General features: G+C 48.2%; 1 protein-coding gene and 1 pseudogene. Both read right to left on the bottom strand.

The annotated features are described in order from the left end of the window. Window positions 1-191 precede the first annotated feature (191 nt). On the bottom strand, window positions 192-11,021 hold the full coding sequence (locus tag BDD26_RS16315; RefSeq protein ID WP_115827131.1) for a non-ribosomal peptide synthetase: 10,830 nt from the start codon (window positions 11,019-11,021) through the stop codon (window positions 192-194). After that, window positions 11,018-14,671, bottom strand: a pseudogene (locus BDD26_RS20950) (non-ribosomal peptide synthetase); the annotation flags it as partial. The pseudogene BDD26_RS20950 and the gene BDD26_RS16315, both read right to left, overlap by 4 nt. Between the last annotated feature and the right edge of the window lie 28 nt (window positions 14,672-14,699).

Raw genomic sequence — 14,699 nt, 5'->3', positions numbered from 1 at the left:
TGGCAGAAATTGTCGACATCTCTGTAATGACCGTCTAAAGTAAATTAGAGTCTGTTGGTTTCCGCTAATTTATTTATCATTGATAAAAATTGAAGTTGATCCCTGGTCTCTTTAACTCCCTTTTTAAACGAAACTCCGGTTAATTAGAATATAAAAAATCACGCCCGCTGTTGCGGGCGTGATTTATGTTTTTATTTCCTCTCTATAATTGCCTCAAGTAATACCTTACCCACATCCTGAATATTAGGTTGCGTCACAATAGAACCATGGTCTCCTTTAATCGGGATAATAGTCAGTCGTTCATTTGGTACAATTTTATCCCATCCAAGAGTTGCATCTCCCTGAGCCGCTTCTTCGGTTGCTCTGAATAGAGTAACGTCTACGACTGCCGGGGATGGCGTATAGTTGTAGGCTGCAACAGCGATATTGTGGCGTAATTGCAGGAGATCGTTGATATTCTCAAGCGTGATTTGTGGTGGTAGCAAATTGTTCTGTTCTGCAAAGGTCAGCATTGCATGGTAATCACGATTTTTAGCCAATCGATACAGTTCATCACTGAAATGCTCAGGAATGCCTTCTGGCAGTAACTCAAGCAATGTAGTGCTTTTCTCAAATGGTATTCCAGCTTGTTGTTCTTCTGGAGTGAAGAACTCCAGATAGTTGGAAGCAGAATCCAGTAATCCGACAAAGTTGACTGCCTCACCATCGGCGGCCAGTTGGCAGGCTATTTCATAAGCAATAGTTCCGCCTGATGACCATCCTGCCAGATAATAAGGGCCATGAGCCTGTACCTGACGGATACAGGCAATATATGTTTGAGCCATTTTGTTAACGGTGAGTTGTGCATCTTCTTCTGCGTAGGAGTCACTGGTCGCGAGTCCATAAATTGACAGCTCACTGTCTTCAATATAAGGAGCAAGATCGTAAGCATAGTGAATATCTCCATCTACCGCATGAACAAGAAACAGTGAGATGTCACCATTGCCTTTACGGATAGTCACCAGATTTTCTTGTTGAGAAAGTGCAGCGTCTGACTGAATAAAAGCAGCCAGTTCACTGATGGTTGGATGGACAAGCAGATCACGTATCCCGATATCTTTACCTAAGACCTGTTGCAGACGAACAGCAACTTGCAAAGTTAACAGGGAATGACCACCAAGCTCTAGGAAGTGATCGTGTCGTCCTGCACGTTCCAGCCTGAGTACGTCCTGCCATATTTCTGCAATGATCTCCTCGGTTTTTCCGACAGGAGCTTCATAATCACGACTGATAACAGCGGATTTATCCGGTATCGGTAATGCCCGACGATCTAATTTGCCGTTTGGTGTCAACGGGAATGACTCCAGGATCACAAAAGCACTGGGAACCATATAACTGGCTAAATTCGTGTGTAAGGCCTCACGCAGATTTTCCAGATCTATAGTCGTTTCTGGTTGTGGTACTACATAGGCCACCAGACGTTTATCATTGGGCATATTTTCTTGCAAATTGTCTTCCCGCACGATAACAATTGCGTCTTTGATTCCGGGATAATTAAATAATCTGGCTTCAATTTCCCCCAGTTCGATGCGGAATCCGCGGATCTTAACCTGAAAATCGTTGCGTCCGAGATACTCAATTGTACCGTCCGGTAGCCAGCATCCTAAATCACCGGTTTTATACATTCTTGCATCGGCCTGATGGCTGAATGGATCAGGAATAAAACGTTCCTCTGTGAGTTCAGGTTGATTGAGATAACCGCGGGCAACACCTGCGCCGCCAATATGGATTTCACCGGCAACACCAAGAGGAACAGGTCGCCCCTGTGTATCCAGAATATAAATGCGGCTATTAGTTAATGGATAACCAACAGGCAGGGTGGCAGCAATATAAGCGGAATGACCATCTACTTTTAATACCGTGGCGATGACCGTCGTTTCCGTTGGCCCATAGGAGTTAATCCAGCGGCAGGATTGGGTTTCAGGCAGCGATTTCCAGAGGTTGAGATGGTGAAGCTCCGCTTTTTCACCCCCAACAATAACCAGACGCAAAGAAGGACTGAAACCGCACCGTCCTGCGGCTAATTCCTGTACCCATTGATGCCAGAAGGCAGTGGGGAGGTCTGTAACGGTGATTTGCTGTTCCCGTAAGAAGCGGGCAAAGTTGCTGTCCGGTACACGAAGATCAGCTGGTCGCAGGATTAAGGTTGCTCCGGTTGCCAGTGTGGCAAAAATATCAGAGACAGTGGTGTCAAACGCAACGGAAGTAAATTGCAGCACACGGTCAGCAGGTGTCAGTTCATTGGTCTGGCGTTGGACATGAACAAAATTGACCACATTACGATGCTCAATCATAACGCCTTTCGGCTGGCCGGTAGAGCCGGAGGTATAGATGATATAGGCCAGATGGTGCGGAGCCAGCCCTGACAGATGCGGTTCAGGATTGTGGGTGGAATGTTGTGCCACGGTAGTTAAATAGTCTTCACCATCCATTAACCAAACCGGTACGTCAGTTGCCAGACGGCTCTGTAAATGTTGCTGAGTCAGTAATAACTTCGGTTTGCAGTCCGCCAGAATATAGCTCAACCTTTCGGTCGGATAATCTGTGTCCAGTGGTACATAACCAGCACCCGCTTTCAGTATCCCGAACAGACCAATAATCATATCCAGACTGCGTTCAACACAAATAGCTACCCGATCATTCGGTTGTACACCCGCGGCAATCAGGGCATGAGCTAACTGGTTGGCACGTTGGTTTAGTTCAGTGTAACTGAGTTGTCCTTCACCACTCATCAGGGCAATGGCATCAGGTGAAACAACGGCCTGTTGTTCGAATAACTGATGGAGCAGGACATCTTGCGGATAAACAATCTCAGCACCGTTGAAATCTACCATTAACTGAGTGTGTTCTTCTGGTGGCAGGATAGTTATTGTCTGAATATCCTGTTTCGGTGTGCTTTGCAGTGCGGTCACCAATTCTCTTAGTGCAGTCACCACATAGGCATTAATGCGAGCAGGGTCGATTTGCTGGTTACACTGAGCGGTCAGTTCAAATCCATCATCATAGGCATCAATATCCAGTGATAAAGGATAATTGCTGCGTGACTCTTTCGTATTGAGTGTTTCAATACCTTCCCAGATTGATGAGAGTTCCTGTTCATCTTCGTCAGACTCATCTGAGCTATGACGGAAATTAAGCAGACTGTTAAATAACGGCAGAGAAGCGGGAATGCCACTGCAACGCTGAGCAATCGCCAAAGGGGCTTGTTCATGTATCAGTAATGTACTGAGTTGCCGATAAGTTTCCTGTACCGTTTGTTGAACATTGCGTCCCCGCAGAATAACCCGGACAGGCAATGTGTTGATAAACATCCCTAATATTCGCTCTGTCTCTTCTCCACTCTGTAATCTTCCCAGTAAAACTGTTCCGAAGACAACATCATCACGACCACTGCATTGTGCCAGTACCTGAGCCCAGGCGACATGAAACAAGACCGCAGTGCTGACACCCTGCTGGCGGGCACATTGCTGGATCATTTGAACCAGATCATCATCCAGCGTCAGGACATCTTCCACAATCATGTCGTCATTGTTCTGAACGTCGAGTAAACCAAATGGCAGGGTAGGTTCTTCCACATCACCTAACAGTTGCCGGAAATAGCTCTGATGTTGTTCAAGCGGCACATTTTTAGTCTGGGCAATGAAATTGCGATAGGGTAGAGGTGTTGGCAATTGCTCACTTTTTCCCTGTAGCAAAGCATTGACTTCATTAAATACCAATTTCAGCGATAAATGATCGCAGACTAAATGATGATGCAGTAGGGATAACAGCCACCTGTCACTATGCGGATCTTTGGCGATGCTGGCGGACAATAATGGTGCTTTGGTGACATCCATACGTACCACGTCAGGATCGGTATAACCGCGCAGTTGTTGTTCAGCATCAGTTTCAGATGACAATTCCAGCTCTGTGACAGGCATTGATACGTGGCGGTGAACCACTTGTACCGGCTCCGGCAGATTTTCCCAGTACACTGCACTGCGCAGAATATCATGGCGGGTAATGACCTGTTGCACCGTCTGCAAAAATGCATCCAGACGTGTACGGTTGTCGAAAGTCATCAACAGATTGTCCAGATAGGTATCGCCGGTTGTTTCCAGCAAATGGTGGAACAGAATACCTTCCTGTAATGGTCCCAATGGATAAATATCCTGAATATTGGCGATGCCCCCGGCAACCTGATCCACAATCTGGTCAATGTTGTCTTGTGTCAGTGTGACCAACGGCAACATATCCGGTGTGATAGCCTGACAGTCATCAGAAATAAGATTGGCTGGTACATCACAGGTAATGCAGTCACCTGCTGTTGTTTTTGTCAAACGTTCTGCCATTGCCATCAATGAGGAAGAAGAGAAGACAGCACTGATTGCCAGAGTAAAGCCGCGCTGGCGCAACTGTTCAATCAGACTAACCACTAACAGTGAATGTCCACCCAATTCAAAGAAATTGTCATATCGTCCGACTTGCTCTAACCCCAACAAAGTCTGCCAGATAGTTGCTAAGAGTTGCTCAGTTTCCCCTTGAGGAGCCTGATATTCACGGCTGACAATTGCAGAGCGATCCGGTGCAGGCAGGGCCTGACGATCCAGTTTACCGTTCGGAGTCAGCGGGAAGGCGTCCAGAACCACAAAGGCGCTGGGCAGCATGTATTCCATCAGACGGGAGCCAAGCTGTTGACGTAGTTGAACAATATCTAATGGCATTTCCGGTTGTGGTATCAGATATGCGACCAGACGTTTGTCACCGTTTTCATCTTCACGCGCGATAACGATAGCGTCTTTGACTCCATCACAGGCCGACAGCTGAGCTTCAATTTCTCCCAGTTCAATACGGTATCCGCGGATCTTGACCTGAAAATCATTGCGCTCCAGATATTCGATTGTTCCGTCCGGTAGCCAGCGGCCTAAATCACCGGTTTTGTACATGCGGGCATTCGGTTGTTCACTGAATGTATCCGGGATAAAACGTTCGGCGGTAAGATCAGGACGATTCAGATAACCACGGGCAACACCGGCTCCACCGATATGGATTTCACCGGCAACACCAAGAGGAACAGGTTGACCGTCTTTATCCAGAATATAGATCCGGCTATTGGTGAGCGGGTAACCAATCGGCAGGGTTTCTGCCATGTAAGGTGAATGGCTATCCAGCTTCAGGACGGTAGCGATAACCGTAGTTTCCGTCGGGCCGTAAGAGTTAATCCATTGGCATGAATGAGTTTCCGGCATGGATTGCCAGGTCATGAAATGGCGGAGTTCGGCTTTTTCACCGCCAACGATCACCAGACGCAGATATGGGCTGAAACCGCAACGACCTGCTGCCATCTCCTGTACCCATAAGTGCCAGAAGGCAGTCGGGAGATCGGAAACGGTGATTTGTTGTTCCCGCAGGAATTCGGTAAAGGTGATATCTGGAATTCGCAGATCCGGAGAACGCAGAACTAATGTTGCACCAACCGCCAACGTGGCAAAAATATCGGAGACAGTGGTGTCAAAGGCAACAGAAGTAAATTGCAGTACACGGTCAGAGGATGTCAGTTCATTGGTCTGGCACTGAACGTGAACAAAATTGACTACATTGTGATGTTCTATCATCACGCCTTTCGGTTGTCCGGTAGAGCCGGAGGTATAGATGATATAGGCCAGATGGTGTGGTTCCAGCCCTAGCTGAAGTGGATCAGGATTGTATGCCGGCTGTTGTGCCATCGCCTCCAGATGGTTGTCGCTGTCCAGTATCCAGGTTGGTATATCAGTTGATAAACGGGTTTGTAAGTGCTGTTGGGTCAGTAACAGCTTAGGCTGGCTGTCTGACAGAATATAAGCCAATCTTACCACCGGATATTCGCAATCCAGTGGAACGTAGCCCGCACCGGATTTTAATATTGCCAACATGGCAATCACCATATCCAGACTGCGTTCGACACAGAAAGCCACGCGGTCATCAGGTTGTACGCCTGCCGAAATCAGGGCGTGCGCCAATTGGTTGGCACGTTGGTTCAGTTCTGTATAACTGAGCTGCTCTTCACCGCTAACCAGCGCAATGGCATCAGGTGTGAGAGATGCCTGTTGTTCAATTAGTTGTTGCAACAGCAGTATATCTTGTGGAGAGGTGACACTGGCACCATTGAAGTCTGCCAGTAACTGACGACGTTCGGCTGGTGGCAGAACAGGAATAGACTGAATATTTTGCTCAGGCGCATTTTGCAATGCGTTCACCAGCCCTCTTAGTGCAACCTCTATATAGGCGTTAATGCGGGCAGGATCGATGTGCTGGCTACACTGAGCGGTCAGTGAAAAGCCGTCATCAAAATCATCCACATCCAGTGACAGGGGATAATTGCTGAGTTCTCCGGTTTCGAGAGTCTGTATCCCTTCCCAGGCAGGTGATATGTCTTGTTCGTTGTCACTCGGATTATGACGGAAATTAAGCAGGCTGTTAAACAGTGGCAGAGAAGCAGGAATACTGCTGCAACGCTGGACAACAGCCAAAGGAGCCTGTTCATGTGCCAGCAACTTGCTGAGTTGCCGGTACGTTTCCTGTACCATTTGTTGAACTGAACGACCCTGTAGGACAATGCGGACAGGTAATGTGTTGATGAACATTCCCAATATTCTTGCTGTATCTTCTCCGCCTTGTAACCGTCCCAATAAAACAGTACCGAAGATAACATCATCCCGGCCGCTGCATTTCGCCAGTACCTGAGCCCAGGCAACATGGAACAGAACCGCAGCACTGACACCTTGCTGGCGGGCACAATCCCGTATCGTTTGCGCCAAGTCACGATCCAGTGTGAAAACAGCCTCTGCAATCTGGTGACGGTTGCCCTGTATATCGAGCAGGCCAAACGGCAGAGTCGGCTCTTCCACATCTCCCAATAGCTGTTGGAAATAAGCCTGATGATTTTCCAACGGAACGTTTTTGGTCTGAGCGATAAAATTGCGATAAGGCAGAGGTGCAGGCAAATCTTCACTCTGTCCCAGTAATATGGTTTCAACTTCGTCGAATATCACTTCCAGTGACAAATGATCGCAAACCAGATGGTGGTGCTGTAAGGCCAGTAACCAACGCGGATTTTGTGCAGTATGGTGTTGTGAAGGATGATCTTGCGCAATGCTGGCGGACAATAATGGCGCTCTGGTAATATCCATACGTGTCGAATGAGAATCGGTATGGTGGCGCAGTTGTTGCTCCGCGCTGTCTTCCCCTGCCAGTGTTAACTCTTTAACAGGAAGTGGTGCATGACGGTAAACTACCTGTACTGGCTCTGGCAAGTTATGCCACTGGACAGCACTGCGCAGAATGTCGTGGCGATCGATAACTTTCTGCATAGCCAGCAGGAAAATATCCAGACGCTGGCGGCTGTCAAAAGTCATGATGACACTATCGAGATAAATATCGCCTTCGGTTTCCAGTAAATGCTGGAACAGAATTCCTTGCTGTAATGGGCCGAGTGGGTAGATATCCTGAATATTGCTGACCCCCCCTGTTACCTGAACGACTATCTGATCAATATTATCTTGTGACAGCGTCACTAATGGCAGCATATCCGGTGTAATCGTCTGACAGTTATCTGGGATCAGGTTTGGTGGCACGACCGGACTGTTTGACTCTGATCCGGCGTGCATCGTCAAATGAGTTGCCATCGCAGCCAATGTTGGAGCGGAGAAAACAGCACTGACATCAAGAGCACAATTGCGCTGACGTAGCTGTTCGATCAGGCTGACGACTAACAATGAATGGCCTCCCAGCTCAAAGAAATTGTCATGACGTCCAACTTGTTCCAATCCTAGCAATGCTTGCCAGACTGTTGCCAGTTGTTGTTCCGCTTCGCCTTCTGGAGCTTGATATTCCCGGCTGATGATAGCAGTACGATCGGGGGCAGGCAGTGCCTTGCGATCGATTTTTCCGTTAGGCGTTAACGGGAAGGCGTCCAGAATGACATATGCACTCGGCAGCATATATTCCATCAATTGGGTGCTTAATTGTTCACGCAATTGAATGATATCCAGTGTTATTGCAGATTGTGGCACCAGATACGCCACCAGACGTTTATTGCCGCTTCCATCTTCATGCGCGGTAACGACGACATCCTTGACACCATCACATTTAGCCAGTTGTGTTTCAATTTCTCCCAGTTCAATGCGGAAGCCACGGATCTTGACCTGAAAATCATTACGCTCCAGATATTCAATCGTGCCATCCGGCAGCCAGCGGCCTAAGTCCCCGGTTTTATACATACGGGCATCAGGTTGTTCACTGAATGGATCAGTCACAAACCGCTCAGCGGTGAGGTCAGGGCGGTTCAGATACCCGCGGGCGACGCCTGAGCCGCCGATATAGATTTCACCTGCAACTCCGATGGGTACTGGTTGCCCCTGAGTATTGAGAATATAAATGCGGGTATTGGTGAGCGGATATCCAATGGGGACGGTGCCCGTCAGGCAAGGGGAGTGACTGCCCGGTTGCCATACTGTGGCAATCACCGTTGTTTCCGTTGGGCCGTAAGAGTTGATCCAGCGGCAGGACTGGGTTTCCGCTAATGATTGCCAGGTATTGAAGTGACGGAGTTCGGCTTTTTCCCCGCCGACAATCACCAGACGTAAAAAGGGGCTGAAATCACAACGTCCTGCCGCCATTTCCTGCACCCACAGATGCCAGAAAGCGGTGGGTAAATCGGAAACGGTGATCGCTTGTTCCTGCAAGAATTGGCTGAAGTTTTTATCAGGGATACGCAGATGGGCATCTCTCAGCACTAATGTTGCTCCGGCGGCCAGGGTGGCAAAAATATCGGAAACCGTGGTATCAAAGGCCACCGAGGTAAATTGCAGTACCCGATCCGTCGGCGTCAGTGCATTGGTTTGACACTGGACATGAACAAAATTGACCACATTACGGTGTTCAATCATTACACCTTTCGGTTGTCCGGTGGAACCGGAAGTATAGATAATATAGGCCAGATGGTGTGGCTCTAATCCCAGTTTTTGTGGTTCAGGATTGTGGTCGGGCTGTTGTGCCACATAATCCAGATAGTCATCATCATCCATGACCCAGACGGGTACTTTGGTCGTTAAACGGCTCTGTAAATGATGTTGGGTCAGCAATAACTTAGGTTCACAATCTGACAGAATATAAGCCAGGCGTTCAGTGGGGTATTCAGGATCTAATGGTACATAACCGGCACCTGCTTTCAGGATGCCGAACAGGCCAATAATCATATCCGGCCCACGTCCGGCACAAATCGCCACGCGGTCGTCCGGCTGCACACCAGCGGTAATCAGGGCATGGGCCAGTTGGTTAGCCCGCTGGTTCAGTTCGGCATAGCTGAGTTGTTCTTTACCGCTAATCAACGCAATAGCATCAGGTGAATGCCCGGCCTGTTGCTCAAGGAACTGTTGGAGCAACATATCTTGTGGATAATTGGCTTTTCTGGCATTGAAATCTGCCAGTAATTGGGTACGTTCATGTGGCATCAACAGTGGAAGATCTGCCACACGTTGTGAATCATCGCTAACCATAGCGGCCAGCAGAGTTTGCAGATAACCTGCCATACGTTTCATGGTGGCCTGGTCAAACAGATCGCTGGCATATTCCAGTTCACCGATTAACCCATTTTCGGTGTCATGCAGTGATAATGAAAGATCGAAGTGTGAACTGTCTTCGGATAGATCCAGTTCACTGATAGTTAACTCTGGCAGCTCAAACTGCTGTTGTCCGGGCGTATTGTCCAGTGACAACATAACCTGAAAGATAGGACTATAACTCAGGCTGCGGGGCGGTTTTAATGCTTCAACCAGTTGTTCAAATGGAAAATCCTGATGTTCAAAAGCCTGCAAAGTATGTGCTTTTACATGTGCCAGTAATTCGCTGACAGTGGGATTATTCTGTAATTGAACCCGTAACGCTAAGGTATTGACAAAAAAGCCGATTAGCGGTTCCAGATCGCGATGTTTGCGATTAGCCACGGGAGTACCTATTACCACATCATCTTGTCCACTGAGGCGGGAAAGTAATATTGACCATCCTGCCAGCAGGGTCATAAATAAAGTAGCGCCATGACGTTGGGCGAAAGCCTTTAATTTTCCGGTCAAATCAGGTGACAACGTAACGATAGCCTCTCCTCCGGCATAGGTTTGCCGTGAAGGACGGGGTCTGTCAGTCGGAAGTGTCAAAAGTGTCGGCGCATCTTGTAGAGCGTTACGCCAATAATCCAGTTGTTTCTCCAGCTCTTTACCCTGTAATTTCTGCCGTTGCCAGAGAGTATAATCAGCATACTGGATTTTCAGTGGGGGTAATGGGTCAGGCATCCCGTGGCAGAAACTTTGGTAAATGGTGGAGAACTCCTGCATTAACACGTTGACTGACCAGCCATCCGAAATAATGTGATGCTGAGTTAATAGCAGGGTATGTTCATCTTCTGCTTCGGCGAGCTTGAATAATTGCCCCCGTATTAAGGGGCCGCTTTCAAAATTAAAGGGTTGAGTCGCTTCAAACTGCATGGCGCTCTGAATTGTCGCCTGCTGTTCATCTTTGGTTAACTGGCTGAGATCTTTGGTAATTAAAGAAAAACCATAATCTGCACTGTGGACGATTTGCAGGGCGGCTCTTTCCGCCCCGGCTTTCCCTTCAACCTTAACTTTATCTTCCGTCAATGTCGTTGATGTATGCGCAGCCGATGTAATCGTAGTACGCAGGATCTCATGGCGGGCGACAATCCGATCCAGCGCGGCCTGTAAGGCTGGCTTGTTCAGATGACCTTGCAGATGAAGAGCGGTCGGAATGTGGTACGCTGTCAGCGCCGCCGGATCTAATTGTGCAAGGAACCATAGGCGCTGTTGCGCCCAGGATAATGGTATTTCCTGCTGCGGATTTCTGGCAGGGATCTGATCTTTCTCTGCTGTCAGACTGTTTTGAATGCGTTCTTTCAGTTTCTTCTGGAGTACTGCTTGCCTTAATTGATTCAGTGTTTGTTCATTTTTACTCATTTTTGACCTCCATTTAGCATGGCAAGCAACTCTTCTTCGGATAGGTTTTCCAGCTCTTTTTGAATATCTTCAATATCCTGGTCAAAAAAGGTTTCTACTTGTTTTGACAGAATAAGTTCAGCAAGTTTGGATAGGGTTGAATGACGGAAAATATCTGCAATTGAGATTTCCAGATGGAATTCTTCATGCAGTCTCGTTGATAATTGCATGATTGATAATGAATTTCCTCCAAGCTCAAAGAAATCATCATGACGACCAACCAACTCCAGCCCTAGCAGGGTTTGCCAGATAGCCGCCAGTTGTTGTTCTGCTTCTCCTTGTGGTGCTTCATACTCCCGCGTTGCCGTAGCAGAACGGTCAGGGGCAGGCAGAGATTTACGATCCAGTTTACCGTTCGGGTTCAGCGGGAAAGCATCCAGTACGATGAAGGCACTGGGGATCATGTAATCCAGCAGATGATTGCTCAGTTGTTCGCGTAAGCTGGCGACTTCCAGAGTGGCATCAGGTTGTGGCACCAGATAAGCCACCAGACGCTTATCACCGGTTTCATCTTCACGAACCATGGCGATAGCATCTTTGACTCCCTCACAAGCTGCTAGCTGAGTTTCGATTTCCCCTGGCTCAATGCGGAATCCGCGGAGCTTGATCTGAAAATCATTGCGTCCGAGGTATTCAATCGTGCCGTCCGGCAGCCAGCGGCCTAAGTCACCGGTTTTGTACATGCGGGCATGTGACGGCTCAGTTGATGATCCAGCAAATGGATCAGGTACAAAACGGTCTGCCGTGAGTTCAGGCTGATTCAGATAACCACGGGCCACACCAGCACCTGCAATATAAATTTCGCCGGAAACGCCCATCGGGACAGGCTCTCCCCGCGTATCAAGGATATAGATGCGGGTGTTGGCGAGAGGGTAGCCAATTGGTAACGCCTCTGCGGTATAGACAGAAGTACTATCCAGTTTCAGCACCGTAGCAATAACGGTGGTTTCGGTTGGGCCATAAGAGTTAATCCAACGGCATGAACGGGTCTCCGGCAGAGATTGCCAGGTCATAAAATGACGTAGTTCCGCTTTTTCCCCGCCGACAATCACCAGACGCAGATATGGGCTGAAACCACAACGTCCTGCGGCCATCTCCTGGACCCACAGATGCCAGAACGCGGTGGGTAAATCAGTCACCGTGATTTTCTGTTGTTGTAAGAATCGGGCGAATGCGCTATCCGGTACACGCAGTTCGGATGGACGTAATACTAAAGTTGCGCCGGCTGCGAGTGTCGCAAAGATATCCGACACAGTGGTGTCGAACGCAACGGAAGTAAATTGCAGTACCCGATCTGCCGGTGTCAGCTCATTGGTCTGACACTGGACATGAACAAAATTGACCACATTGCGGTGTTCAATCATCACCCCTTTCGGCTGCCCGGTAGAGCCGGAAGTATAGATGATATAGGCCAGATGATGCGGTTCCAGCCCTAACTGTTGCGGTTCTGGGTTGTGAGTGGGCTGTTGTGCCATCAGCTCTGCATGATGATGATTATCCAGGTTCCAGACAGGTACATCGGTTGATAAGCGAGTCTGTAAGTGTTGCTGAGTCAGCAATAACTTAGGTGCACAATCTGACAGAATGTAATTCAGGCGTTCAGTCGGGTAGTCTGTATCCAGTGGCACATAACCAGCACCCGCTTTTAAGATCCCGAACAAGCCAACCACCATATCCAAACCACGCTCAACACAAATCGCCACGCGATCATCAGGCTGTACCCCTGCTGCAATCAGTGCGTGAGCCAGTTGATTGGCTCTCTGGTTCAGATCTTTGTAAGTGAGTTGCTGTTCTTCACTAATTTGCTCTGTACTAATTTGTGTGCCGTGAATCAGTGCGATGGCATCAGGTGTGAGCGCAACCTGCTGTTCAAACAGCTGCTGGAGCAACATATCCTGAGGACAGTCAACTTTGGCCTTGTTAAAGTCTGCCAATAGCTGTGCACGTTCTGCCGGTGGCAGAATGGTGATGGATTGAATAGGCTGTTTTGGCATATTCTGTAATGCCGTTACCAGTGCTCTCAACGCTGTATCCATATAAGCGTTAATGCGGGTTGGGTTAACCTGACGGTTGCACTGAGCAGTTAACGCAAAGCCATTTTCAAAATCATCCACATCCAATGACAAGGGATAATTACTGCGTTCTTCACTGCTGAATGTCTGAATACCTTCCCAAACGGGTGAACCGGCTTGTTGATCGTGTCGTTGGCTATGACGGAAATTGAGCAGACTACTAAACAGTGGCTGAGGTGCCTGAATACCGCTGCAACGTTGGGCGATGGCTAACGGAGTCTGTTCATGCTCCAGCAATGTACTGAGTTGCTGGTAAGTTTCCTGTACCACCTGCTGTACTGTACGCTCCTGTAACATAATACGTACAGGCAGAGTATTGATGAACATACCGAGTACCTGAGTGGTATCCGTTCCTCGTTGCGAACGACCCAATAAGACTGTACCGAAAACAACATCTTCCCGTCCGCTGCATTGTGCGAGAACCTGTGCCCATGCCACATGGAACAGAACCGCGGCACTGACCCCCTGTTGACGGGCACAGTCACGTATCTGATGAGCTAATTCATCATCCAAAGCAAATTCAGCCTCTTCTATCTTGCTGTTTTCATTTGCATCGTCGTGTTCGTCGAGATTACCTTGTACATCCAGTAAGTCAAAAGGCAGAGTGGGTTCATCCACATCACTCAAAAGCTGGTGGAAATAGGTTTGATGTTTTTCAATTGGCACCGAGCGGATCTGGGCGATAAAGTTACGGTAAGGCAGAGAAGGCGGTAAATGGTCTTTTTGCCCAAGCAGTAACATTTCAACTTCATTGAAGATCATTTCCAGTGACAAATGGTCACAAACCAGATGATGGTAGAGCAATGCCAAATGCCAACAGTCAGTTTGTGGATCTTTGGCAATATTGGCGGACAATAGTGGTGCTCTGGTGATATCCATCCGTATTGAGCGGGGATCTGTCACATCACGTAATTGCTGTATGGCGTCGATATCAGATGATAGCTCTGATTCGATGACTGGCAGAGGTGCATGGCGATAAACCACCTGCACAGGCTCCGGCAGGTTATCCCAATGAAATGCACTGCGCAGAATATCGTGACGGTCAATGACTTGTTGTAATGTCAGCAGGAAAGTATCCAGACGGGCCCGGCTGTCAAAACTCATCAGCAGATTATCCAGATAAATATCACCTTTTGTTTCCAGCAAATGATGGAACAAAATTCCTTCCTGTAATGGCCCTGCCGGGTAGATATCCTGAACATTGGTAACACCACCGGAAACATGAGTCACAATCTGGTCGATGTGATCCTGTGTCAGAGTCACTAGCGGTAACATTTGCGGTGTAATGGATTGGCAATCGCCAGTAATGAGGTTAGGAGGTACATCATATGTGCCAGTATCATCCAACGCAGTATCCATCAGACGTGCTGCCATTGCCATCAATGTTGGAGAGGAGAAGACGGTACTGACCTCCAGAGTGAAACCTCGTTGGCGAAGTTCTTCGATTAAATTGACGACCAGCAACGAATGTCCGCCTAATTCAAAGAAATTGTCATGGCGTCCGACTTGTTCCAATCCTAGCAGGACTTGCCAAACAGACGCTAATTGCTGTTCAGTTTCCCCCTGA

Source organism: Xenorhabdus cabanillasii (assembly GCF_003386665.1).
In the GTDB taxonomy this organism is placed as follows: Bacteria; Pseudomonadota; Gammaproteobacteria; order Enterobacterales; family Enterobacteriaceae; genus Xenorhabdus; species Xenorhabdus cabanillasii.
The sequence above is the reverse complement of the archived record's forward strand: the minus strand, read 5'-3'. Positions and strand labels throughout refer to the sequence as shown.